General features: G+C 38.1%; 26 protein-coding genes and 1 pseudogene. 10 read left to right on the top strand and 17 right to left on the bottom strand.

Annotated elements, in window-relative coordinates; translation table 11 throughout:
- Positions 1 to 67: 67 nt before the first annotated feature.
- The gene (locus H5159_RS02820) at positions 68 to 307 is read right to left on the bottom strand and encodes a hypothetical protein (protein WP_182693899.1); all 240 of its coding nucleotides are present in this window, start codon (positions 305 to 307) and stop codon (positions 68 to 70) included.
- A 323-nt stretch (positions 308 to 630) separates the two neighbouring features.
- Here H5159_RS02820 and H5159_RS02815 point away from each other — a divergent pair, with 323 nt between their 5' ends.
- The 4 genes from H5159_RS02815 (at position 631) to H5159_RS02800 (ending at position 5,206) form a co-directional block, all read left to right on the top strand.
- Complete coding sequence (locus H5159_RS02815; protein ID WP_182779677.1) at positions 631 to 1,545, top strand: 2OG-Fe(II) oxygenase family protein; 915 nt, start codon at positions 631 to 633, stop codon at positions 1,543 to 1,545.
- Positions 1,546 to 1,879: 334 nt separating this feature from the next.
- Positions 1,880 to 3,142, top strand: coding sequence for a hypothetical protein (locus H5159_RS02810; protein WP_182779676.1), 1,263 nt, complete (start codon positions 1,880 to 1,882; stop codon positions 3,140 to 3,142).
- Complete coding sequence (locus H5159_RS02805) at positions 3,142 to 3,582, top strand: hypothetical protein (protein WP_182779675.1); 441 nt, start codon at positions 3,142 to 3,144, stop codon at positions 3,580 to 3,582. The genes H5159_RS02810 and H5159_RS02805 overlap by 1 nt, the downstream gene beginning before the upstream one ends.
- Positions 3,575 to 5,206 carry a sensor domain-containing diguanylate cyclase gene (locus H5159_RS02800; protein ID WP_182779674.1) on the top strand — a complete coding sequence of 544 codons (1,632 nt, stop codon included), beginning with the start codon at positions 3,575 to 3,577 and terminating at the stop codon, positions 5,204 to 5,206. Before H5159_RS02805 ends, H5159_RS02800 begins: the two co-directional genes overlap by 8 nt.
- A 31-nt stretch (positions 5,207 to 5,237) precedes the next feature.
- Here H5159_RS02800 and H5159_RS02795 read toward each other — a convergent pair whose 3' ends face one another.
- The gene (locus H5159_RS02795) at positions 5,238 to 5,660 is read right to left on the bottom strand and encodes a hypothetical protein (protein ID WP_182779673.1); all 423 of its coding nucleotides are present in this window, start codon (positions 5,658 to 5,660) and stop codon (positions 5,238 to 5,240) included.
- A 263-nt stretch (positions 5,661 to 5,923) separates the two neighbouring features.
- Here H5159_RS02795 and H5159_RS02790 point away from each other — a divergent pair, with 263 nt between their 5' ends.
- Both H5159_RS02790 and H5159_RS02785 read left to right on the top strand, forming a co-directional pair.
- Positions 5,924 to 6,625: a metal-dependent hydrolase gene (locus tag H5159_RS02790; RefSeq protein WP_182779672.1), complete on the top strand. Its 702-nt coding sequence runs from the start codon at positions 5,924 to 5,926 to the stop codon at positions 6,623 to 6,625.
- A gap of 382 nt (positions 6,626 to 7,007) precedes the next feature.
- On the top strand, positions 7,008 to 7,610 hold the full coding sequence (locus tag H5159_RS02785; protein WP_182779671.1) for a thiamine biosynthesis protein ThiC: 603 nt from the start codon (positions 7,008 to 7,010) through the stop codon (positions 7,608 to 7,610).
- Between the two features lie 823 nt (positions 7,611 to 8,433).
- On the opposite strand, the pseudogene H5159_RS02780 reads toward H5159_RS02785, so the two are convergent.
- The 5 genes and pseudogenes from H5159_RS02780 to H5159_RS02760 form a co-directional block, all read right to left on the bottom strand.
- Positions 8,434 to 8,541: pseudogene (locus tag H5159_RS02780) on the bottom strand (transposase); the annotation flags it as partial.
- Between the two features lie 111 nt (positions 8,542 to 8,652).
- Positions 8,653 to 9,660 (bottom strand): serine/threonine-protein kinase, encoded by a 1,008-nt coding sequence (locus tag H5159_RS02775; RefSeq protein WP_158000941.1) that lies wholly within the window; start codon positions 9,658 to 9,660, stop codon positions 8,653 to 8,655.
- On the bottom strand, positions 9,657 to 10,109 hold the full coding sequence (locus tag H5159_RS02770; RefSeq protein ID WP_024604294.1) for a hypothetical protein: 453 nt from the start codon (positions 10,107 to 10,109) through the stop codon (positions 9,657 to 9,659). Before H5159_RS02770 ends, H5159_RS02775 begins: the two co-directional genes overlap by 4 nt.
- 123 nt (positions 10,110 to 10,232) lie before the next feature.
- Positions 10,233 to 10,802: a hypothetical protein gene (locus tag H5159_RS02765; protein ID WP_024604295.1), complete on the bottom strand. Its 570-nt coding sequence runs from the start codon at positions 10,800 to 10,802 to the stop codon at positions 10,233 to 10,235.
- 264 nt (positions 10,803 to 11,066) lie between these two features.
- The gene (locus H5159_RS02760) at positions 11,067 to 11,654 is read right to left on the bottom strand and encodes a cold shock domain-containing protein (protein WP_182779670.1); all 588 of its coding nucleotides are present in this window, start codon (positions 11,652 to 11,654) and stop codon (positions 11,067 to 11,069) included.
- Between the two features lie 415 nt (positions 11,655 to 12,069).
- Here H5159_RS02760 and H5159_RS02755 point away from each other — a divergent pair, with 415 nt between their 5' ends.
- Positions 12,070 to 12,690, top strand: coding sequence for a trimeric intracellular cation channel family protein (locus H5159_RS02755; protein WP_182779669.1), 621 nt, complete (start codon positions 12,070 to 12,072; stop codon positions 12,688 to 12,690).
- 71 nt (positions 12,691 to 12,761) lie between these two features.
- Here H5159_RS02755 and H5159_RS02750 read toward each other — a convergent pair whose 3' ends face one another.
- Both H5159_RS02750 and H5159_RS02745 read right to left on the bottom strand, forming a co-directional pair.
- Positions 12,762 to 13,271, bottom strand: coding sequence for a DUF421 domain-containing protein (locus H5159_RS02750; protein ID WP_182779668.1), 510 nt, complete (start codon positions 13,269 to 13,271; stop codon positions 12,762 to 12,764).
- A gap of 91 nt (positions 13,272 to 13,362) precedes the next feature.
- Positions 13,363 to 13,809, bottom strand: a complete 447-nt coding sequence (locus H5159_RS02745; protein ID WP_220496423.1) for a GNAT family N-acetyltransferase — start codon at positions 13,807 to 13,809, stop codon at positions 13,363 to 13,365.
- A gap of 121 nt (positions 13,810 to 13,930) precedes the next feature.
- Between H5159_RS02745 and gloA the strand changes: the two genes are divergently transcribed.
- The 3 genes from gloA to H5159_RS02730 all read left to right on the top strand — a co-directional run bounded on the left by gloA (position 13,931) and on the right by H5159_RS02730 (position 16,839).
- Positions 13,931 to 14,458, top strand: coding sequence for a lactoylglutathione lyase (gene gloA / locus H5159_RS02740; protein ID WP_182719845.1), 528 nt, complete (start codon positions 13,931 to 13,933; stop codon positions 14,456 to 14,458).
- A gap of 166 nt (positions 14,459 to 14,624) precedes the next feature.
- On the top strand, positions 14,625 to 15,254 hold the full coding sequence (locus tag H5159_RS02735) for a response regulator transcription factor (protein ID WP_182779667.1): 630 nt from the start codon (positions 14,625 to 14,627) through the stop codon (positions 15,252 to 15,254).
- Complete coding sequence (locus tag H5159_RS02730; protein ID WP_182779666.1) at positions 15,241 to 16,839, top strand: MASE1 domain-containing protein; 1,599 nt, start codon at positions 15,241 to 15,243, stop codon at positions 16,837 to 16,839. Before H5159_RS02735 ends, H5159_RS02730 begins: the two co-directional genes overlap by 14 nt.
- Here the strand turns inward: H5159_RS02730 and H5159_RS02725 are convergent.
- The 8 genes from H5159_RS02725 to bioB form a co-directional block, all read right to left on the bottom strand.
- Positions 16,836 to 17,378 carry a hypothetical protein gene (locus tag H5159_RS02725; RefSeq protein WP_039487923.1) on the bottom strand — a complete coding sequence of 181 codons (543 nt, stop codon included), beginning with the start codon at positions 17,376 to 17,378 and terminating at the stop codon, positions 16,836 to 16,838. The two genes, H5159_RS02730 and H5159_RS02725, sit on opposite strands and share 4 nt — an antisense overlap.
- Positions 17,379 to 17,575: 197 nt before the next feature.
- Positions 17,576 to 18,094 carry a hypothetical protein gene (locus H5159_RS02720; protein WP_310742388.1) on the bottom strand — a complete coding sequence of 173 codons (519 nt, stop codon included), beginning with the start codon at positions 18,092 to 18,094 and terminating at the stop codon, positions 17,576 to 17,578.
- A 247-nt stretch (positions 18,095 to 18,341) separates the two neighbouring features.
- Positions 18,342 to 19,205: a protease HtpX gene (gene htpX, locus H5159_RS02715; protein ID WP_182779665.1), complete on the bottom strand. Its 864-nt coding sequence runs from the start codon at positions 19,203 to 19,205 to the stop codon at positions 18,342 to 18,344.
- 212 nt (positions 19,206 to 19,417) lie between these two features.
- Entirely contained in the window at positions 19,418 to 21,001 is a 1,584-nt protein-coding gene (locus H5159_RS02710) for an FAD-dependent oxidoreductase (RefSeq protein WP_182779664.1), read from the bottom strand.
- Positions 21,002 to 21,122: 121 nt separating this feature from the next.
- Positions 21,123 to 21,806, bottom strand: coding sequence for a dethiobiotin synthase (gene bioD / locus H5159_RS02705; protein WP_182695684.1), 684 nt, complete (start codon positions 21,804 to 21,806; stop codon positions 21,123 to 21,125).
- Positions 21,807 to 21,851: 45 nt separating this feature from the next.
- Positions 21,852 to 22,757, bottom strand: coding sequence for a methyltransferase domain-containing protein (locus H5159_RS02700; RefSeq protein ID WP_182779663.1), 906 nt, complete (start codon positions 22,755 to 22,757; stop codon positions 21,852 to 21,854).
- Entirely contained in the window at positions 22,754 to 23,905 is a 1,152-nt protein-coding gene (locus tag H5159_RS02695) for an 8-amino-7-oxononanoate synthase (protein WP_182695682.1), read from the bottom strand. The genes H5159_RS02700 and H5159_RS02695 overlap by 4 nt, the downstream gene beginning before the upstream one ends.
- A 10-nt stretch (positions 23,906 to 23,915) precedes the next feature.
- Entirely contained in the window at positions 23,916 to 24,956 is a 1,041-nt protein-coding gene (gene bioB / locus H5159_RS02690; RefSeq protein WP_002961242.1) for a biotin synthase BioB, read from the bottom strand.
- Between the last annotated feature and the right edge of the window lie 18 nt (positions 24,957 to 24,974).

The following is a 24,974-nucleotide window of genomic DNA, read 5'->3' as shown; positions in this document are numbered from 1 at the left end:
CGCGTTTAATCAGGTAATCCACTGTAAAATATTAAAAGGCTGATTTAATTATCAGCTTCTTAATATTTTAGTTATTGCGAGATTCTTTAATAAATCGATATCTAAATTCAGATAAGTAACCAACAATGCTAACAAGCAAAGCAGAATTAAAATCACCATTCACAAGCTGTGTCCAAACATTTCCCTCTCCATTAAAGCTAATGTAAATAACCATAATAAAAGCAACAAACGCTGAAACTTGATACATCCAAGAATATTCACCAAAAAATTTCTGCGTCACACTTTTTTCTTTTAATTTATCTTCCACAATTAATCTCCATTTTATATTGCTATTAAATCCTAGCTATAACATAGGCAAAATAAGGAATTTATAATAAAGGTTTATTTATACACCGTCTATTTCATAAAGCCTTTGTTATTAAGCTAAATGCTTGAATAGCAAATAGGATACATGTCACTTCGCTTTAAGTGGACAGCACTGCTTGACTTAAGATACTCAGTTTTAGGATTCATTATCAATAAATAGTATATTCTGTTTCCTAAAGCAGGCTGTTTATCTACTAAATCAAATACAATAAATTGCACTCCTAGATTGATATAAACAAAATTTAACAGCTGGAGTTACACAAAATGTTTGCCAACCAATTACAACTAGCGCGTGCTCTAGAGTTACCAACACGACAAGCCATGCTTTACCGTGAACCAGCAGTACAAAACTTTTGGATAAACAACACTGACCTAATTGCAAACGCGTGGAGCGAATGGGAAGCAACATCAATAGATAGCTCAACGTTTACGCTAGACGACACACTACTTGATAAAAACATACGTGAAGCAGTAAAACAAGCATGGGAAGATCCATCAAAAGAGCTAGCCGTAAAAGCGTTATTACACGAAGTAGCGCCTGATGTGTTTCAATTTCAATTTTTTGATCCTGAGCGACTAGCAGTATTACGCGGATATTTAGAACAAGTATGGAATTCGCAAATCCCTATGCGCCCGCCATACGGCATAGTGTTAAATCGCCGTGGTGCCATGCTTGATAGCCGATCAGAAGGTTATTTAGCCGCGCCAAGCTTTCAAGCATTTTATAACGAAATACTAAACACTTATATGCGCCCTATTTCACGTATGCTGTTCCCGGAAGTTATGGGGTTTGATACACAAACATTTGGCTTTTCAATTTATTATGAGCCAAATACAGATTCGTCAATTCGCCCACATACCGACGCATCAGCTGTAACGCTTAACATTAACCTAAATTTACCAGGCGAAGAGTTTACAGGGTCACAAGTGGACTTTTATCACCCGTACACAGGTGACATTAAATCACTTACCTTTAAGCCTGGTACTGCCATGTTACATCGAGGCAATATTGCACACGCAGCCAAGCCTATTACCAGTGGCGAGCGAACTAACTTTGTATTGTGGTTGTATGGGGAGCGCGGTCGATTACCAGCACAAGGCGCACCACGCATTCCTGTTGATGCTAAACAGCGCTGGACTAACCCAAACAAACCAAATGATTGCTATGCACCATTTTAAATAATCGCTTTTAAAGTTTTAAATACAAATGGCTGCCTAATTTAAGCAGCCTTATAAAAATAAAGCTTATCCAATAACCAACACGTTTTAAGTTTAGTAATATCAAAAAACCGCCCTATTCATAATCTATATTGTCGCCACTTATAACAATGGATAACACAAATTTTCCGCCTTGCTTTTCTTATGTCCCAGTACTTCGCTTAACAAAGTACAAAATTTAGGAGGATGTCATGTTTTTTTGTATTTAATTGATAAGCCACTGTAATGCTTAAGTTGGTAATTTAATAAATTGTGCTATCTTTTTACTATCTACATTATAAAAATACGAGCTAACATGTTGTTCCGAGGTACAATTGCCATAGCAATATTGGCAATTTCTGCTGCTAATAAAACCTATGCAAACGACATAGATGTACAATTTAGTGGTTTTGCATCCTTAACACTCAGCTACACGGACGATTCAGATATTGGCTTTGCATCGAGTTATTCAAATGTGAACGAATCTGGTTTTTCAGCAACGCGTGATTCAATTTTAGGTGGTCAGGCTAATATATCACTAGCCAAAAATTGGGACTCTGTAGTTCAACTAGTAATACAAGATCATGCCTTTAAAAGCTTTGATAATTTTTTAGAACTCGCCTTTGTACGCTATCGCCCTACCCGTCATTGGGCTATTCGTGCAGGCAGGTTAAATAGCGACCTTTACTTACTATCGGAATACCCTTACGTAGGATATGCCTATTTATGGGTGCGCCCGCCTCATTCGTACTACTCGTTTGCAAACATTGCAGGAAATTTCGATGGTGTAGATGTGGAATACAGCAAAGCAATTAACGACGGTTTTTTACGTTTAAAACTTGCTTATGGTAGTACAACAGCCAAGCTACAAGCCTATAATGACGACTTTTTTATTGATTTTGATAACTTAACAACTTTTAGCGCAACCTACTCTTTAGATGCATGGACAATGCGTTTTTCGTTATCAAGGTCAAACTTTGGCGATTATAAACTAACCGCGTTGGACGAATTTATAACCGCACTCGATTTAGTACCACAAAGTGTATGGCCGCAAGCACAAAGTATATCTAACAAATTTAACACCAAAGGCAACAGCATAGAATACGCAGCCTTTGGCGTTACTTACGATAATAATAATTGGCTTATTCAATCTGAGTTAGGTATTTCAGAATCCGATTGGATAATAGCTCCATCTGTATTTAGCACTTATATTAGTGCGGGCTACAGAGTAGATGATGCAATATTTTACACAGGCTTTACGGCAGCTAAAAATCGCCATGATGTAGTTGAAGTAAACAGCCCTATTTTCCCACCAGGTACTCCTGAGCAGTTTTCAGTACCCATACAACAACTCGCGGTTGCCACTCAATCTTCAGTTCAAATTACAAATGTTCACCAGCACTCTATTAACGTAGGCGTAAAATGGCATTTTTCGGATCGTTTAGTATTTAAAGCGCAGTTAGACCGCTTTGATATAAAGCCTCAAGGTGCGGGGCTATGGAGCCTTAGCAATCCTGCTGATGCAAATAAAAGCAACAAAGTACATATACTCAGTCTAAATGCTAGTATGGTGTTTTAATGATGAGCCCTCGTAACTTTTTTATAACTGCATTGCTGCCCTTGTGCCTGCTTTTTATGAGCTTTTATGCTAAATCTACAGAGTTTGTAGTCGTGGTTAATAAAAGCAATGCGATTAACGCATTATCAAAACGAGAAATTATTGATATTTACATGGGCAGGTATTTAACTTTCCCTGATGGTGAGACCTCAAAACCGCTTGATTTGCCCGCCCAATCAGCATTAAAAAACGATTTTTACTTAAAACTGGTTAATAAAGACGAGCAAAAAATAAATGCGTATTGGGCAAGGCTTTTATTTTCAGGGCGCGCAAAGCCACCCACGCCTTCAACATCGGTAGAAGACGCAATAAACAAAATAGCGGCATCACAATTTGCAATTGGCTACATTCCGCTATCGCAAGTTACAGATGCAGTAAAAGTGGTATACACATTTGATTAAAATTATTAGCCAAAAACTCTACATACGCGTCGCTATATCAATTGCGTTAGTTGCTATTGTTGTGTCTTTACTCTCGTCTATGCTCTCTTATTACTCAGGCTTTAAAGAGAAAAAAAATACAAATTACCTACTTGTTCAACAGTTAGCGCAAACAATGGAAAAAACAGCCGCTATTGCCGCTTACTTAAATGACAAAGAATTAAGCCAAGAAATTATTAACGGCCTACTCAGTAACGACTTAGTGCAAGGTGCAAGCCTAGAAGGAGAAGTAAACCCTAAAGGAGAGATGGATTTATTTATTGCAAAAGGCTCTACTAACAAAAAAAATGAAGCTGTTTTAATTAAATTAGTTCACCCCTTTATAGAAGACACTTTTATAGGTGTACTTGCCATATACCCTGACGATAACTTTATTGAACAACAAGCACAGTCAGCGCTTATAAAAGAATTTATCTTAATGCTGATTCAATCCATTGTTATCGCATTTTTTGTATCGCTGGTAGTTCAGCGCTGGCTTACACAGCCTATTCAAAACCTAACCGACAGCTTTGCTAAAATAAATCCAAGCGAGCCAGAAACCCTTAAAATGCTAACCTTCAAGCAAGGCAAGCGGGACGAAATAAGCCGTTTAACCCAAGGTATAAATGCCTTAATGCACGAGCTACATTTAACTATTAGTAATGAGCAAACACTGCGTAAAAAAACTCAAGAGCTAGAAGCTAAATTTAGACTTATTTTTGAACAAGCCAGCGCAGGTATTTGTTTACTCGATGACAAAAACATTATCACCACCTTTAACCCTGCATTTAAGCATTACTTTACCGTACCCGGCGAAGAAGAATTACCAACCTTGCATTTTCCTGAGTTACTTAGCAATGTAGACGAATTACAAAGCCTACTGGCAGATATTCGCTCTGCTAAAAACCCACCACAAGCGACCCTAGATATAGAGTGTAAAGTGGGCTATAAAACGGTATGGTTTCATTGTTTGTTTGTAAGGTTAACAGACCAAAGAGATACCAAACGAAACCCCAAACAAGAGCAGCTAGTAGAAGTAATTTTACACGATGTAACCGAGCGCGCAGAACGCGAACAGCAAACCCGCTTTGAAGCCGATCACGACCCACTCACTGGCTTATTAAACCGACGCGCCGGTGAAAAACGCCTTAAAAAAGCACTACGTGAATGTATTAAACATAATGAACATTTAGTGCTTATGATGATTGATTTAGATAAGTTTAAACCCATTAACGACACCTACGGACACGAAGCCGGCGACAAAGTGCTAATTGAAATAGCGCACAGATTTAAAACACTTTTTCACGAAAAAAACGATATGTGTATCCGCCTAGGCGGTGACGAATTTATTGTTGCAAGGCAAGTTAACACCTACAACAAAGCAACAACGCGTGAGCAATCCATCGCTTTGTTAAACGAGTTACAACAAGACATTTATATTTCACAAAATAAAACATGCGCCGTAGGTGCAAGCATAGGAATTGCAATAGCCCCATATGATGGCAATGAACTACATCAATTAATGCACAACGGTGATAAAACTCTTTATCACGTAAAAGAAACAGGCCGAGGGAAAGTTGCCTTTTATGACGATATAAAAAATTAGATGGCGTGAATTAGTAACTACATAGTAAATGCTATAATGTTTTTATGGCTTTCAAATAGTCTTTATTATAAAAGTACGCTGCTAAACCAAAGTAAATAACAGGACCAAAATAAGCGACTGGGAAGTGAGCATAAATACTAAGATAGATAATCGATAAAATAAAAAACAGACTCATGCTAAAGCAAACCACTGCCAAAAGCCTGCCTAACCAACATATAGATTGGGCTGCAATATTTAAAACAAACAAGCTAATAGCACCAAGTATTACATACACTAAAGTGTTTAAATCTTCCCCATGCGCTAAACCATCTTCGGTATAGTACATCATGTAATGAGCAAGCGGAGTCAGTGCTAATAAAGCCCAGAAACCATAACTGCTCCAAGTTGATGAGACAAAATAGTTACTACCAATGTCAGGCGCAGGAAACGATGCTTTATATCTATTTTGGTTCATGTGGATTCCAGTTAAGCCGTTTTATATAAGTTGATAGCTAGGCTTTTATTTAAAACACAAAAGGCCAATAGACAATAAAAACTGTCCGTATTATTGATTTTTATAAAAAAATTACAACTTGATTGCTCTACTAACCACAAAACAGAATAACAATTGTACTATTAGTAATTAATCAAAGTAATAAAAAATCTAATTAAAAAGAATATTGAACAATAAACTTTTCAATTGATAGAATGCCCTACTTTTTCCCATAAAGAGATACAATGGCAAACTTCAATACTCATCTTAATACTGCCGTAATCATCACAGGCTTAGCCTCAGCCACCTTACTATCTGCAAGCCATATTGATTTAAAGGGCGCACTCTGGCTTTGGTTTTTAGGCTCAATTGGCGGCTTATTACCCGACATAGACTCAGATAACTCAACCTCGCTCAATACTATTTTTAACTTATTTGCACTGAGCGCTGTATTACTGGTGCTGCATTACATAACCACCGAGCTAATAATCGAAATTAGTTTTATAGAGCTAATCGTAGTGCCGTTATTGGTGTACGGGTTTATGAAATACATTATTAGGCCTATTTTTGAATGGATAACCGTGCACAGAGGCAGCTGCCACTCATTATTATTTTTAGTGCTATGCGCGCTGTTAACAACGCAAATAACGTGGCAACTAAACGAGCAAACAACCACACAAGCAGCCACCTTTGCCTGGTTAACAGGAGGGTTTATTTTAATCGGTGGGTTAATTCATTTATTACTAGATGAAATTTACAGTGTAGACTTAAGCAATGTCACCATTAAACGCACCTTTGGCACCGCTTTAAAAATAGCTGACTTCGATAATAAACTAATTACGCTAGCTTCAATTATTGCCATTGCAGGTTTGATCTATGTTGCCCCTCCCACAGAACAAACTATTACAGCGTTAAGTGACTGGTCTCAATTTAGGCTTTTATCTTAATGAAGGCGATTTAAGCCCTTTTATAGACTTGCCCTACTAAAGTAAGTGACTTTTGCAAAGTCGCTTATCCCCATTGCTAGAATGAATGCAAAATACCCTCTTAGTAATTTAAAAGTTTATGCACAAAGAGGGTAAGAGGCGCTGCGCTTTTAGAGGTTTATCAGCTTAAATCAATGCGACTTTGCTCGTTTAAGTTTAATAAAAAGCGCAAGTTTTAGCCTTTTTGTAATTAATTATTATTTTTATTGGTTTTAGTGAAATTTTTAAATCGCTTTGCCTGTCTTATAGTTTCAATATTTATATAAAAGTTTCAACGGTTTGATGTGTGCAAAACTACTGCATCTTTTAAAAGCGTTAAATATAAAATTATAAGAGGTCCATAATGGAATTTACACATAAACGCACCACCCTAATTACAGCATCGTTATTGTTGGCGTTGGCGATAACTCAGGCTATTTTTACTGCCCTTTACAGTGCAGAAATTAGTTTTTCAAGGCAGTATGCATGGGGACTAGAAGCCGTAGTTTTCACTCTACTTGTTGCCTTTGCGGGTTCTGCTATGGTGCAAGCACAAAACGCTCAGCTAGGATGGTCGGCTATAACATTTAGCGCAATTCTTAACATAGTACAGGTAAGCATTGGCCTTACTTTGTTTTCAACATTTGGAAAAGTAGCGGGTGCCGTAGAAGGCGCACAACCTTTAATTGGTGGCGTGGTTTCTTTGTCATTCATGATTTACTACGCAGCTAAATTATTATTGGGATTAGCAGCACTTGTTTTTGGCCTGTCTTTTATCGCTAAAGGTGGCAAAGCAATTGGCGGGCTTACTGCCTTAGCAGGCGGAGTTGCAATGCTTGCCAATGGTATTTTAATTACCTTTGGTCGTGATGGATTTTTGCCATCAGCTGTTGCTGGCGCATCAGGCATGATTGCAACGTTACTTTTAGCGATATGCTTAATAAGCCTTTACCGTAAAGCAGACTAAGGCCAAATACCTTACAAGTAATGTACTTATTTAAATAAGTTATAAACATCGGCGTGTATTAGAGTACTAGTTCGCCGATGTTTTACGTTTAATGTATACGCTTAGCGCATTCCTAGTTTGTTCCCTCTTAGTAATCTAAAGACTAACTCACAAAGAGGATATGAGGCGCTTCGCTTTTAGAGGGTAAAATAGCTTATATCAAGGCTATTCGACTAATTTAACTTTTGATGTATGAAGTCAAGATTTGACTTCATTTATTCTCGTAAATTCTTGTTACTTACGCTTTTTAATAAATCGAATTTCGTAATGATATAAACAGGTTCTTTTTTACATTCGACTTTATAAAGATATTGATTTTTAAGAAAATTAGTTTTTTCTTTTATTAAACTAATTTGCTCCCATGGTATTAAAAAACTCCTGGGAAATAGTAGAATCAACATCCGTTTTTGGCTTATAAATATACCTTGCTGAAATGATTTGATATTTAGCCAAGTCCGATATTCACTGTTTTTCTCACGAGAAATATCTGCCACATTCGTCAAGTACATACTGCTTGATTTTAAAAGTGAGGAATCAGAAATAATTAAATTCGTTTTATATTCTCTAGCTAGTTTAGGGTAATACCCAATAATGCTTTGGATATAATTGACTAAAATATAGAACAATAAAAATAAAATTAAGCATATAACAAAGTCCATTTTTTAATACTCCGAAAACTTGCTCTGCACTGCTGACTAAGCTGAAATTAAGATGGGTGTCTTATTAATTGTTCTCTAACTTCGAAAAGTGCAAAATTTAGAGTGGGTGTCTAGTTAATTTGTTATGTAAAACGGTCTTCACCACATAAAAAAGCACGGCGTACGCAACGTGATATACAGTGATAGTACTTTGTATCAACCAAACTTACTTGACGCTTTCTTGCGATTGCCATAAGACACCCTGCTTGTTTTTTGCACTAAATAAAGGCTAGCCTCTAACTTCGAAAAGTGCAAAATTTAGAGTGGGTGTCTAGTTAATTATGATTTAAATTTAGAGTGGGTGTCTAGTTAATTATGATTTTAAAGAATTCTTCATCAACCGCTTCATCTGAAAGATGTTTTACACAATGGTCTTTCAATCGCCTGCCGTTTCTTTTGTAATCAATTGTCCAACCACTTCTTTTATGTATCTTTTCAATCTCAAAATTATCGCCATTTAATCCTACACCAACCCAAGTAGTATTGTTAAATGGGCTCCAGTCTATTGAAAGCACTGATTTCTCAAGAGCTTGTCGAAAATCACTAGCACTTTGATAGCGCTTATCTGGATTATTGTTAATGGCCTTATTTACTATTGCCTTAATTTTTCTCGGAACGTGTGGGTGATATTGTCTATCGGGGTATTTATTCCCTTTAACCGCAACCCGCCATTCGTCCATCGTTGAAAAGTTAAAAGCCATATCGGGGACGTTATTGATTAGACGGTAAAGAGTAATTCCCATTGCGTATATATCACTCAACTTGCCCATTGGTTCGCCATCTATTACCTCTAAAGGTTGATGTGGCCTATAACCCATAGTATCTGATGGGTCTACATGATAATCCAATGCCAAGCCGAAATCTGATAACTTTGCTTCACCATTATCCCCAAAAAGAATATTTCCAGGTTTTATATCTCGATGCAGGACATTACTATTATGGGCATGCTCTAAGCCCAAAAGAGCCTCAGATATTATTTTTAGTGATTCTTGAATCGATATAAATCGATTTTCTAGATGTTTTTGAATGGAACCTTTGGCTAAGTATTCCATTGCTATATAGACGCATGGAGTTCCTTCATATACAAAAACGTCAACTTCCTTAACATCAACGATATGCTTGTGTCGGCATGCTTCCAGTGTTTGAGCTTCTTTTACTGCCTCGACAAATTTATCTGGGTTAGCGACTTTGATTAGCTTTATCGCCCTATCTGCTTTAAGTAAAGGGTCATAAGCTTGGAAAACAAAGCCAAAATTTCCATTACCTAAAAATTCAATAACCTTGAATTTTCGAATTTTATCTGGCTTTTTCATAGTAAGAACCATGCCACTAATGCTGCATCTTTCGTTGGTTTGTCCCAATAAGGTGGATACTTCCCAAGGTTATCGTCTACATACTTGTAGACATCATCTTTCTTCGCAAGGCCAAACTTAGTTGCGTTAATTCCTTGGCTAGTAAAGTGGCTTGCTGTTATATTTCTCTTGTGACAACAGAGATTCAGAACGCCGAGAGGGAATAGTGAATTTTGAATCGGCTTAGTTGATTTTAAAACAAGAGGTAATTTATACCCCACTTGATTAGGACTGTGCTTATCAAGCAGTAAACATATTTGAGTTTCAAGCCAGCCAGACATATTTGTTACATCAAGGGCTTTAGGGTAAATAATTTTGTTTTTATCTAAGAGGGTTACATCATTACCATCTTTTTCAAGTACACAATATCTAAAGTCATTAGTAGTAAAGTTAAAACCTATATTTATCACGATATATCCTTGTGGCAATACTGAAGTGCATAACGCTCATTTAAGCAACTGATAATAGTTTGCTAAAATTTTGTAGCGAAGTGAAACTGAGCAAACTATTAGCGGCCCCGCTTTAAATTCTTGTTAGGAGTTTTGACTCATCAATGTATGTATTTCTTTTTTGAAGGCACTTGCTACAGGAGTTAACTGATCTTGAAATACTTTTACTGCATTTATCCATGCAGGTTGACCAGCATTAAAACCTTTAGAATTAACTAAGTTTTGAATATTATTAACACTACCCATCAGCAAACCTAAATTAGTTTCTAAGTCAGAGCTTTCATCAAAAAATGCAGAATACTGAAGAGTGTAATGCCTAAGATCTTCGTAGGCTTTAGCCATTTTTTTAGCTATATCAGGCTTACTTCCAAAGTTATAACTAGTTGATGGTACAACACACTTCTCAGCCCAAAAGATTAAATCCCCAACAATTTTACTAGCCTCTTCATAGCATATAGCTTTTCTTGTATATAAATGATTCGCTGCATGTGCCTCTTTAGAGAGGGAATTATTAATTAAAGCCATAGAGTCCACATGCACTCTATTCATTTTATTTTCAATTGTTACATGATTACGATTTAACCGATGAACACTGAATAAAAATAAACCCGAAAGCAATGTACCTAAAATTGCCGAACTAATTATAATTTCCATCGATACTCCATGATTTGATTAACTCCTTACAGCTTATTGAGCCCACACTTTGGGGTTTATAGCCCCCCAAAACGGCGTACTTTACGCTGTTCGATAATTACACCAAACAACTCGTTTATAAACAGACAATAACAATTGCTACTCAGTAGCTTTTGTTATTTAACCCCAAAACGACTTTTAATAATGTTATGGAACAAATTGTAAATAACCGCACTTGTACAGCAATTAATTCTATTTTTATTTAAGGCTTTATAGCTCTAGCCTTTAAAACCGTGAATCATTTTCACAAGGTTTTCCATCGCCATCCCCATCCATTTTTGTATTCGGGCAATTATTAATAAAATATACCGCCTCTTCTCGTGAGCGCATTTCAGTACAATATTGCCTGCCATCACACGTAAAATTTTGCGTGCTTTTAGGAATAACAAACTTCGGATATTGCTCATCAAAGGTGGCTAAATCGTCATTCGTAATAACGGGAGTTTGGCTGTTTGAATGAGTGTTGTATTTATTAAATGCATATAAACAAAGTGCAGCAATTAGCGCTATTGAGGCAACTTTACCTAAAAAGCTACTGGCAAAATTAGATTTAGCAATGCGGTACGGCTGTTGTTTGTGTTTTTGGTAAGGTGCTTTAAGCTCTGCAACGCCTTCTATGCGGCAATTTACCGCTTTGGTTTTACCGTCGGGCTGCGTAGCGACTTCAAAGTAAATGGTGTCGCCTACTTTGGGCTTGCGGCTCATATGTTTGAGCGCTGATATGTGTATAAACGTGTCGTGTTCTAGGGTGTCTGATTTAATAAAACCAAAGCCCTTTTCGTCACTCCACGCTTTTAACAATCCTTTGTTCATGTATTTACCTGTGCTGATTAAGCTGCGATTACGCAAATTCCATTTAAGTTAACACTTGTTAGTATACGTTCCTAAATTGCTACCACGCAACCAAATATTCATATTAGGTTAATTTAAATATTCTAATTAGTTGGCAAAATACTTAACCGTATAGGGAAAATATCGAGCTTTGAGCTTTAAAAATAAGGAAAAAATAGCGTGTTTTATTTTATAAATTACGGCCATTTGTCCTTTATTCCACCACTGCTAACTTTCCCCAACCCATTAACTTAACAGCTTGTTTACACTGGGTTTTGTTATTAGTTATTCCTATCTGAATTAAGCGTTTTTAGTGTGATTTTTCATTCGTTATTTACTTAATTTATCTATACAATCCACACCTTATTTTTACGTGCAATTTTCAAGTGATTATCTCATGCTATTAACCGTTGTTTATATTATTGGTATTACCGCAGAAGCCATGACCGGCTCACTTAGCGCTGGGCGAATGAAAATGGATTGGTTTGGCGTTGTATTGGTTGCTAGTGCTACAGCAATTGGTGGTGGCAGCGTGCGAGATATATTACTAGGCAATTACCCGCTTACGTGGGTACAACACCCAGAGTATTTATTAATTACCTGTATTGCCGGCATTGTGACTACCTGGCTTGCTAAATGGGTGGTTAAATTTAAAGGTATATTTATGCGCTTAGACGCGCTGGGTTTAGCTGCCTTTAGTATTATTGGCTGCCAAGTGGGACTAAATATGGGATTACATTACGGTATTTGTGTAGTGGCCGCCGTTGTTACTGGCGTATTTGGTGGCTTACTGCGTGATTTAATATGTCGCCAAGCGCCGCTTGTATTACATAACGAGCTATACGCGAGTGTATCGTTACTTGTTGCCTGTTTATTCTTGGCATTGCACCATTACAATATTGACGACAACATCAGCATTATTGTAAGCCTTGTTGCAGGTTACTTAATACGTATGGCATCAATACGCTTTAAATGGCGCTTACCTACCTTTAGTTTATTAGAGCAGCACGCTAAATAAAAATAACCTTCAATACAAAATAAGGCAGGTAATATACCTGCCTTAGTTAATATAACTATTAGCGTATTAATTTAACGCCCGCTTACATCGCTTAACGCGGTTTTTAACCCGCTGTTATTTTGCTTAAGTACGCTAAAACTGCCATCGGTTTCTAGCACTACGGCGGCTACATCTTCTATTGCCAATATTCCCGCACCACGAATAGCGGCGCGAATTTCTGATTTTGTTACCCGCTGCGATTTAAGTGCAGCCGAGCAATATTCACCATCACTCAGTAAAAGCGTGGGTTCTGCTTTTATAAGTGCTGCAAATTTTGACGATCGCACACTAAGCCACGTAATAATATATTGCAGCCCAATTAATACTACAAAGGCAAGTATGCCCTCAAACAGCGGAACACTTTTTGAAATAATAACAGACGCTAATATAGAGCCCAGCGCAATGGTGACTATAAAGTCGAACACATTCCATTTTGAAAGCGTACGTTTACCCGATACACGAAGCCAAAACACCAGTGCAATATAACCCAGTACACCTATTGTAAGTACACGTAATAATCCCTGCATATCATCATAAAACATAGTGGTTCCTTGCTACTAAAGGTGGCAAATAGCTTTTACTTATAACCCTACATGGCGCTAAGTTAAATAACGATGAATAAAGTGCCTGCATCTACTTTGTTAGTTGTTTTACAAACTTAATTTTACTTAGCTCTGTGCTTTGATTATCAACGTAGCCACAAACATGATAATCATTGGTGATTAGCATAGTCAGCATTTGAGGAAACCGGTTCATCGATTTTACGTGTATATCGGTAAAGCCTTGTTCATAAGCCCACTTTTCTTGTTGGACAAGTAATTTTTTAGCAATACCTAATCTACGATAGTTAAAATGCATTCCACCAAGCCAACTATAAAATTGTGTATTAGATAGCTCATAGCCAATTTTAAAACCAACTAATGTATCTTCTTTATGTGCTACTAATATCAATGTTTTTTTGTTTTCTAAACGGTTACGTAAAGTGTCACTATCAATGGCTGTTAGTAGTTCAGGGATATATTCACTTACTGCGGTTACATTATCAATTGTGCCTGTGGTTATAGTTATAGTTATAGCCATAAAATTCCTTGTTTTTATTATATGATTTGACCTAGACAGTTTAAATTTAAACTACGGTTGATTATGATGGTTTAAGCATTATATCTCTATTTTCGCTTTTTAATTATTAGAAAGGATGACCATGTCTAACTATAACGAATCTCCAGAACAAGTTGAACAGGCCACTCAGGGCTTTGTTATGCAACAAACTATGTTACGTATTAAAGATCCAAAGCCGTCGCTCGAATTTTACCAAAATGTATTAGGTATGAAGCTGTTAGGTAAGTATGATTTTCCTGGTATGAAGTTTACGCTTTACTTTTTAGGCTACGAACAAGAATTACCGCAAGGTGATGATAGAACTAAAGCAGAATGGGTGTTTCGTCGCCCTGCGCTAATTGAGTTAACCCATAACTGGGGCACTGAAAGCGACGACAGCTTTGAGGGCTACCACAGCGGTAACCAAGAGCCCAAAGGCTTTGGCCATATTGGTATTAGCGTACCGGATGTTTACGAAGCCTGTGAGCGCTTTGCAAAATACGATGTTGAGTTTGTTAAAAAACCAGATGATGGCTCAATGAAAGGCTTAGCATTTATTAAAGACCCTGACGGCTACTGGATTGAAATACTATCTGCCGAAGGTATTACTGATATTATTCTTTCTCAGTAATAATAAGCTGCTATAAAAAGAGCTTAGTTGTAATCTCCACCAGCAACTAATTACCAATTTAGAACCACTGGTTTTGTTACCTTGCTTTTAAGTGAGGTAACCCATTTAAAACGTTTTAGGTAATTAGTTACCCGCCCCGCTATTTTAAGCATAAAAGGAGATTTAAATGCTCATTGGCATCATAGAAGATCATCAATTAGTAAGAGACAGCTTTAAAAAGCTTTTAGAGTTACAACCAGATTGGAAAGTAATTATTGAAGCCTGCAGCGTAACAGAAGCCAAGCTGGCTGTAGAGCTTGAACAACCTGATATATTTATTGTTGATATATCGCTTAACGGCACTGAAACTGGCCTTTCTTTTTTATCGTACCTTGAAGAGTCTTTCCTGCATATTAAAAGTATTGTTGCCTCCATGCACGACCACGAACCTTATGTAAGCAATGCTTTACGATTAGGCGCTTTGGGTTATGTGTCTAAGCGCTCTGCCTCTGATGAACTAATAGATGCAGTTAAAGCGGTCGCTTTAGGTAAAAGATACATTAGTGAAAACGTAAATTTTTCGATGAGTAGCGAAAATTTAGCATTAACTGTGCTTACTAACAGAGAGCTTGAAGCCCTTCCGTTATTTTCTAAGGGGTTAAACGCTAAACAAGTGGCGCAAATACTCGAAATAATGCCTAAAACAGCACATGTACACAAAGCAAACATATACAGCAAACTTAATGTTACTACCTCGTTTGAACTGCTAAAAATTGCAATTGATGCGGGAGTAATACAGTTAGATGAACTTACCTAACGTTTCTTCTTTATTTAATGTTAGTTTTACTACCGCATACAAAGAGGTAGCTAAACAATTATTGGTGGGGCTAATTTACTTTATTGCTTCACTTGCCGCTTTTTGGGTTAGCCAAAACCTTGAAACAGTACCCGAGAGCAGCGCGATATTTATTCCCGCAGGCGTAAAAATTGCGTTTTACTTACTCACTCCAACACGCTATTGGCTCACCTTATGGGTTGTGTCGCGCGCCTTAGCTGCACAGCTTGGTTTAACATACAGTGGGGTTTGGGAGTTTAATTTATTTCATGGCTTTTGGCAGGAGCTTTGTTTTATAGCGCTTGTTTATGTGTTTAAAAATAGCCGTTGGCCGCCAAGCATTAACGACAGCCTAGGTATACTTTCGTTAATACTGCTTTGTGTTGCGAGTACATCTATAAAGTGGTTTTTGTTTGCCAGTGCGTTTGAATTTACAAATGTATTGGTTGCAAAAGAGCTACTACAGTATCAGTTAAACATGTGCTTAGGCGATATTACTGGCTCGTTGTTAATTGCCCCTTTTATTATGTTAATTTACGATTCTAAATACAGTTTTAACACAGTCAGGCTCACTAAGTTATTTGGCCTAGTAGCCACTTTAGTGTGTTTTATATTAATTATATTTTTTGTCTATGCGGTTCGCCCAGACACCTACCCGCTATTAAGGCTTGCATCGTTATTACCGATAATTTGGTTTTCGTATAAGTATGGCTCATTAGGGGCTGTAAGCAGTGCAGCGCTTATTAACGCGTTAATAATTGTTGAAGCAAGCATTACGCACGAGCCTAGCAATACCTACATTAGCCAGTTATTTATTTTAGCAAACGCAATTACCAGTATGGTTTTAGGCGCTGCAATTACTGAGCTTAAACGTAAAAACAACGAGTTAAAGCAAACCAATAAAGAGCTTAAAGAGCAGCTAACTCAAAACACGGCGCTGGCTGCCAAAATGGTGTCGGTGCAAGAAAACGAGCGAAAGCACCTTTCGCAAGAGTTGCATGACGAATTAGGGCAAAACCTAACGGCATTAAAAACAGATTTAGCTATTTTGTCGCACCTTAGTAACGAAGATACCCAATCGTTTGTGACTACATTAAAAAACAATGCTAATTCGATGTATGACTCTGTTTATCAATTAATGCATTATCTTCGCCCGCGTGAGCTAGATGAACTCGGTTTAGAAAAGGCAATAACACAAGGGCGACTAAAAAACTTACTGCACAAGGCAAATATTAGGTATCAGCCACAATTTAAGTTAGATAATAGCCTTTCAAAAGATCACGAAATAGCTATTTACCGAATTTGCCAAGAAGCAGTAACCAATTGTATGAAGCACAGCAATGCCAGCAAACTGATTATAAATATAATAAACAGCGACGAATTTATTGAGTTAACAATTAGCGATAACGGGACTTTAGTAACCCCAACAGATAACTCAGGTCACTACGGTTTAGCGTTTATAGAGGAGCGCACTACGGCATTAGGCGGCACTTTTAAGGTGTTTAAACAAAATGGCTTTACCATTAAAGTAAAGCTGCCTTTGAGTTTTGATGGCGCAATTAACTAGCAAACATGAACTTGTTTGGTATAAAACTTTTGCCTTAATTGGCCTTCGTCAAGGTGGTCGGAATTAACTTGAATTTCGGCTTGATTACCTAATAGCTGTAATAGCATGCCTTTTGATATTAGATAGTTGCCTAAACTTGATTTTACAATGACTTCTTTGCCTATGGCTTCTTGTAAGCGTGGCGTAGGTAAGCTCGGATGGCTAATTGGTTTTAAGCCCTCAGCTGAGGTAAATAAGTTTATGCAATGCTCTTTAGCTGCAACAATACTTTCGTTTTTACTTTTAATTACATCTACATTATTTAAAAAATGAATTAGTGCTTGGTTAGCCCGATCAAACTCTGCTGATACGTCATCTATATTTCGGGCGGTTGCCCATTTTCGCACAACTATGTATTCGTTTTTTTTAACACGAATTAAGCTTATTGAGGCTCCGGTCATTCTGCTATTCCACTCAATGCGGTAGCAATCAGTTCCTAAGCTGTGAAGCAACACGCTCATGCTTCCAAAATCCTTTGTACTTTCATCAATCAAGCTCATTTTCGATCCCTCACTTGTTACAAGGAGTGTATAAACGATTACTTAAGTAATAAATCATCCATATTCTTAATCGCTCTAGGAAAATGGCTTATATAAATTTTGGATTTAGTGGCTTGCAAGTCAATAACTAATATTACATACAAAAAAGCGAGTGGTTTAGCTAACTGCTAATAATTAATTTGTAAGTGATTTATAGCTTATTTATAAGCCCAGGCATCGGTTATTCTTACTTGGCAATTGCTATAACTGGCCGCTTGTTTTTGCGCAATACCTCTTACTCTAAAGTTTGTTGAATCATTAGGAAGTATTATTAGGTCTTCGTCGGTTATTGATAGCGTATCGACTAGCGTGTTTTGATCTGTTAAAAAATCGACCTTAAACTTTATATTTTTAAAGGCGAAGTTTGATTCGTTTTTTACCTGCCCTATACATGCAACATACAATGCATCGTTTTCATTTTTAGTATTAATTTGGCTTACATTAGCGATTAAGTTTTTTTGTGCTTGGTCTTCAAGCCCTGCTACATAAATATTTTGATAAAAAATAAACCCAAAAATACCAACAATACTGAGCGCTAATGCACCAATAATAATGGGATTGTTTTCTAAGTTAGAATATTTAGCTTGAAGTGAGGTGCATTGCGGGCATTTTTTAGCCCGTGAATCTATAGTGCTAAAGCACATAATGCATTTTTTAGTGTGTTGCACCTTTTCCACTACAATAACCGTCCTTGTTAAGTATTAAATGTTAAGTATTAAAACCAGCAGCATTGCTGACTTTAAGGTATTTTAGTTTACTCATGCTAAAGAACCCCGTAAACACATATAGCTTAAAAAAGTAACGATTTTATAAACCAACACAAGATACTGTATATAAATACAGTTCATTGTATTTTAGCATTTTAACGTAAACATAAAAAAGCCAGCGGTTAAGCTGGCTTAGAATATTTACTAACTTACATAGTTACTTGCGTAGTGTGTCTATTCGCGCATCAAGCGGCGGGTGCGATGAAAACAGCTCAGCAACACCTTTGCCACTTGCAATACCAAAAGCCATCATTGAGCCTTCTAATTGGGAAGGTTGGTTTTGCTTTAATCGCTCAAGGGCGGAACGCATTTTGTCAGCACCAACTAGTTTTGCTGCGCCGCTGTCGGCTGCAAACTCACGTTTACGGCTGTAACTTGCAACCACTATGCTTGCTAGTACACCAAATAATACTTGGAATAACATATCGAATAAAAAGTATGTCCAGCTACTGCCGCCCTCTTCTTCATCGCTATTAATAAAGTTATCTACAATGCCTGCCAGTACTTTTGCGGCAAATATTACAAAGGTATTTACCACGCCTTGTATTAGCGTAAGCGTTACCATGTCGCCGTTAGCCACGTGCGATACTTCGTGGGCAAGTACGGCTTCGGCCTGATCTTTGGTCATGTTGTGCATTAAGCCTGTGCTTACTGCCACTAACGAGTTGTTTTTACTTGGGCCCGTTGCAAACGCGTTCATTTCTGGGCTGTCGTAAATAGCCACTTCTGGCATTTTAATACCTGCTTTTTGTGCTTGCGCAGATACCGTTTGTACAAGCCAATGTTCGGTTTCGTTTCGAGGCTGCGTAATTACGTGCGCGCCTGTTGATTTTTTAGCGATCCATTTCGACATAAATAACGAAATAAACGATCCACCAAAACCAAATACTGTGGCTATAAGTAAAATTCCGCCAAGGCTACGATGGCTTAAGCCCAGCGCACTCATTATTATTGAAAGCACTACACCTAATACCAACATAACCGCTAGGTTAGTTAATAAAAACAAAAATATACGTTTCATATTGTCCTCACAAAAATAGGTTTGATCACCGAACATAAAATTAAATTAGGTTAAAGCAATCACTGCGTTATGACACACTATGTCATAACGTTAACGCTATTCTGTGACAAACTATGTCATAACACAAGTGTTATTTCTGTGTTTATTGATAATTTTTTTAAGAAGGGTTTTACAGCAAATTTAAGACTAAAGTTTCTTTATAAGTCAGCTTATTACAAGCTGTTATTAAGCTCTGCCATATCAATTGGAAAACCACGCTCGTGTGCCAATATGCGTGCAACTTCGTCAATTTTGTCGCCGCTATTATGTTTAAGGTACGACCATTGGTGGGTACTTCGGTGATGATTTACAGCAGGATCGCTACTTATTATTCCTAATTTTATAAACTCACCCACTATTTGATCTGCTGCTATTAACGTTGACGATGCTTTTACATTTTCGGCCCGTGCGTAACTAATATGCGAATATAAACTTACATCGGCTACGCGCAAAGTGTCGTCATCCCCTGGGATTTGTTGCCCGCCATACAAGGCATTATTTTGTTTATTAGCAGTTTTAAACGCAGGGACAAACTCGGCTACATAATCAATTGCTGTTTGGGTACGTGTTTGCAATGCTGCTTTGTCCCAGCCATCATTAATATAATGCAGGTATTTATTGGGAAGTTTAGGTTGTGCGCTCATTGGCGTGGCATCAGCTAACCCATCATTAAACAATGTAATGTTGTTTGTCATGCCATGTATTTGAAAGTATCCGTTAGGGTAAGGGGTTAGCTGCGCCATACCTTCTGGCGTACCACGGTTACCATAAATAATTATTTCGGGTATTTGCCCACCAGCACCTTGCCAATGAGTAATGTAAGAGGCTTTAAATTCAACCATGCGTTTTACATCTACCCCAACGAGGTCGTCAATAATACCGGTTTGAAAACCACACGCATTAATAAGGTAATCTACCTCAATGGTTTGTGTATCGGCTTGTGTATTGGTTGAAGTATCAGGTTGTTCATCAAGGCTTGGCTCTGATTGATATTCAATGCGCCACTTAAGTGTTTGCTTATCATTATTGGTATTTATAACTGGCGATACATTTTTAACACTGGTGCTTGTTAAAACGTGAGCGTGTTTGTACTGTGCAAGGGCGAGTTGTGCACTGGCCGATAAACGAAAAATATTCCAGCCATATTCTTGTGCAACGATAAGCGGAAACTTTAGCTTGTCTAAATCTAAATGCTTAGCAACGGGTATCATCCACTCATCTAACGACGTGGGCTTGGCTACTTGTTTTTGCTTAGCAAGCTTTAGCATTTGCTCATAACTATATAACTGATAATAATGCTCAGGCTCGCCTAATACTTTATTAGCGCTGTCTTGCTCTACAAGCTCGCTGTAGGCTTTTACTAATTTATTTAAACGCGGAAATAAGTCCTCCGGTGAATCGTCATCGCGCTTGGGCACTGCAAATACTGTGGGGCGAACATCGATGGTGTAAGGATAAAGGCGCGCAATATCTATACATTGCTTGAGTAAATCTATGCAGTCTTCGTCGGGTATTTCACGATATAAGTTGCCACCCGCATGCAAATGGCACATTGGAGGGCCATCAATTAACGACTTTTTCTTTTCAAGCACATAAGTTTCTAGCCCTAACGCAGCAAGTCTAATGGCTATTGTGGCGCCAGCTGTGCCTCCACCTATTATACCTACGCGTTTTTTAGGTAAGCCATAGTTTAGTGCTTTTGGCTCAGCGCTTACGTGCGCACCTGGGGCGTAGTTTTCAATAAATGGGTGCGTCATATAGTCGTTATGTCCTTAGTAACATTGTCTTTAAGCAAGCTATGTATTTATAAACGTTTATATGTGTACTAAGGCTGACTATTTCAAGATTTACCTAAAAAAGTAAATATTTTTAAACCACTTAAGTATTTATAGATAACGCACTAAGCAAGCTTTTGTATATTTGTAACTTAGGAGTTTGCTCGCTGTATGGGCTTATAGCAAGTATTGGAAACGGTAAACGTGCTTTAAGTGAATCAAGGTTTGCTTGGTACTCGTCCATGTTTTTATCTACTTGGTTTGCAATCCAGCCAACGCAGTTTATTCCCATACTTTGCATATGCGCAGCGGTTAGTAATGCATGATTTAAGCAACCTAGCTTCATGCCAACAACGAGTATTACCGGCATTTTTTCTGCTTTAACCCAGTCGTATAAATAATCGTTTTTATTAATAGGTAATGCCCAACCACCAGCGCCTTCGGTAAGTATAATGTCAGCGCCCTGTTGTTTTACGTTTTTATAAGCATCACTTAGTTTATCTACAGTAATACTCACTCCAACTTTCTCAGCGGCTATGTGAGGTGCAATAGGCGGTGCAAACGCAAACGGATTTACTACGTCGTATTTAGCGCTCACTGTTGCGCTTTCCATTAGTATAAGGGCATCGGCGTTTACTAGTTGATCGAACGCCATTTCGCAGCCAGCAGCAAGGGGTTTAAAGCCAATGGCTTGTTTTTTATGTTGGGCAAGTAACTTTAGTAGCAAACTGGTAACGTGGGTTTTTCCGGCATCGGTGTCGGTGCCTGTTATAAAAAATTCTTTCATGCGTTGCCTTATGATCTGAATCTAAGTTTGGTTTAATTTTAAGTTTTAACTTAAGCAATTAATCGCTTTTTTGTAATGGCTTTTTTCTAATGATAACAGCACCACATGATAAGACACACATGCTTTATTATTTATAAGCGGATACGCACTGCATACTTTTTGTAGCGCCGATTTGGTAAGTAACCCTTGGCGCGTATTGGTATGATTTTGCGTTGTTGCGCCAATGGCTTTAATAGAGGCAATAGCTTTTAAAGGTGTTGTGTATTCATCGGTATAAATACGTTTTTTAGCGCTGTTAATAGTAAACCCTGCATTTTGGACTGATTGGTTTATATACAGTTCACTATTAAAGGTATTTATGTGGCTGTTAGAATCAAGCGCTGCAAAAGCTGTTTTTATTTCGTTAAGTGATCCCTCTACCACAGTGCTTATGTACGCCTGCCCGCCTGGTTTTAATATGCTGTAAAGTGATTGCATTAAAGCCGAAAAATTAGCAGACCACTGCACTGCAAAGTTACTGTAAATAACATCAACACTGTTTGCTTGTAGCGGTAAGTTATCCATATCGGCGCATATTTTGGGTGTGGTTAAATCACTACTTTGCAGCATGTTTAAGCTCAAATCCATGGCAATAACGCTTGCAAACATACTTTGTAAGGTATGCGTATTAACAAGCGGGCCTGCGCCTAAATCAACACAAAGCTTATTTTTATTAATGCCTGGTTTTATGAGTGAAAATAGATCGCTCGCAGCATGTTTTTGTACATTTGCATGGGTGTTATAACTCGCCGCCGCCTTTGAAAACTTACTTTGTGTAGACTTTTTAAGCTCCTTGTTTAGCTCTCGATTTGGCTCCTTATTTAATTCTTTATTTGAATCGCTACTCACTAGGCACGGTTTTACAAGTTGTGTTTGCACTAGATCTGTTTTTAATACTGGCTGAGCAGTCATGCTATTGCACCTACTAAATGCTTAACTAAGTGCGTTATGTCTTGCTCGGTATGTGCGGCGGTTAAAGTAATGCGTAAACGTGAGGTGTTATGTGCAACCGTCGGCGGTCTAATTGCAGTGAGCCAAATACCCTGTTGTTTAAGTTTATCTGCCGCTTGTAACGTTTGCTCAGCACAACCTAATACAATGGGCTGTATGGCTGTATTTGATTCCATTACTGCAATATTATGGGTTTTAGTGAGTTGCTTAAATAATGCAATATTGGCATTTAGCTTATCGCGTTTATCATTGGCTGTTTTTATGTTTTTAATACGCGCGAGAGTGTGACTTGCCATAAGCGGCGACATGGCGGTTGAATACGTGTAATCGCGATTAAACTGCAGCATGTAATCAATAAACTGTTTACTTCCTAATACACACGCGCCACTACTAGCCACTGCTTTACCAAAAGTAATGACTAATATATCTGGCAGCGTTTGAGTAATAAACGCTTCGCAACTGCCTAAGCCTGTTTTACCTAATACACCAAAGCCGTGTGCGTCGTCAATCATTAGCCATGCGTTGTGCTGTTTTGCAAGTGCGAGTAATTCTTTAAGAGGCGCGGTATCGCCATCCATCGAAAACACACCTTCGCTTATAATTAGCTTGTTTTGCGCTTTTGATTTTTCGAGCCTTGAACGTAAGTGATTCATGTCGTTGTGATTAAAACGCACTAATGCCGCGTTTGAGTGCATAGCCCCGTCAATCAAACTTGCATGATTTAACTTATCTTGAAAAATAGCGCTGTTTTGTGCAGCCGCTTTATCTTGAAACAGCGCTTTAATTACGCTGCTATTAGCGCTAAACCCTGAGTTAAATAGCATTCCTGCGCCATAACCAAATTGCTCACATAAGTACTGTTCAAGCGCTTTTTGCTGCGCCTGATAACCGGTAACCAATGCTGAGCTGTGACTCCCTAATGCGTGGGAGTCATTAAGTTTAACAGCCTCATCACCAAAGCCTAAGTAGTCGTTACTGGCAAAGTTAAGGTAGGTTTTATTATTAACCGTTATGGTGCGCGCTGTTGCATGTTGTACTACGTGGCGTTTACGAAGTAACGCACCTTGCAGGCGAGCCTGCAGATGCGTGTTTATAAAATCAAAAGGCATTGATATAAGCCTACGCTTCGTAAAACAATTCAGAGGTTGCTTTGTCGGCTACTTGCGATGAAAGCGAGGCTTCAACTGCTTCGTCTGAATAGTCGTGACGTTTTTCTGGGTTCATACCTAATTTTTTAATTAGGTTCATATCGGCATCAGCGTCTGGGTTTTCGGTGGTAAGGAGTTTATCACCATAAAATATTGAGTTGGCGCCTGCAAAAAAGCACATCGATTGCATTTGCTCGTTCATGGCGTTACGCCCTGCCGATAAACGTACATAACTGTGTGGCATCATAATGCGCGCTGTTGCTATGGTACGTATAAATTCAAAGTGATCTAAATCGTCTACGTTTTCAAGCGGAGTGCCTTTAACTTTAACGAGCATATTAATAGGCACACTTTCTGGCTGTTGTGGCAAATTAGCTAGTTGCATAAGTAGTCCAAAACGGTCGCTTGCTTGCTCACCCATACCGACTATTCCGCCCGAGCATACTTTCATACCGGCATCGCGTACGTGGTCAATGGTATTTAATCTATCTTGAAAAGTACGGGTTGAAATAATTTGCTCGTAATACTCAGGTGACGTGTCAAGGTTATGGTTGTAGTAATCAAGCCCTGCGTCTCTAAGCTCATGGGCTTTTTCGTTTGTGAGTTTACCTAGCGTCATACAGGTTTCTAACCCTAGCTCTTTTACTTCTTTAACCATTTGCGAAATGTATGGCATGTCTCTGTCTTTTGGATCTGACCATGCAGCCCCCATACAAAAACGGGTAGCGCCTTTTTGTTTTGCAAGGCGTGCTTGCTCTACTACTTTTTCTACTTCTATTAAGCGTTCGCGTTCTAAATCTGTTCGGTAATGCCCCGACTGCGGACAGTACTTACAGTCTTCTGGGCAAGCACCTGTTTTAATTGATAACAACGTAGAAATTTGCACTTCATTTGGGTTGAAGTTAGCACGGTGAACCGATGCGGCTTTAAACAGTAAATCGTTAAATGGCATTTCAAATAATGCTTTAACTTCAGCGTGGGTCCAATCGTGACGAACAGGTGCAAGTTCCATAATACTCTCTTATTTTTT

This window comes from Pseudoalteromonas sp. SG43-1 (assembly GCF_014164415.1).
In the GTDB taxonomy this organism is placed as follows: Bacteria; Pseudomonadota; Gammaproteobacteria; order Enterobacterales; family Alteromonadaceae; genus Pseudoalteromonas; species Pseudoalteromonas distincta.
The sequence above is the reverse complement of the archived record's forward strand: the minus strand, read 5'-3'. Positions and strand labels throughout refer to the sequence as shown.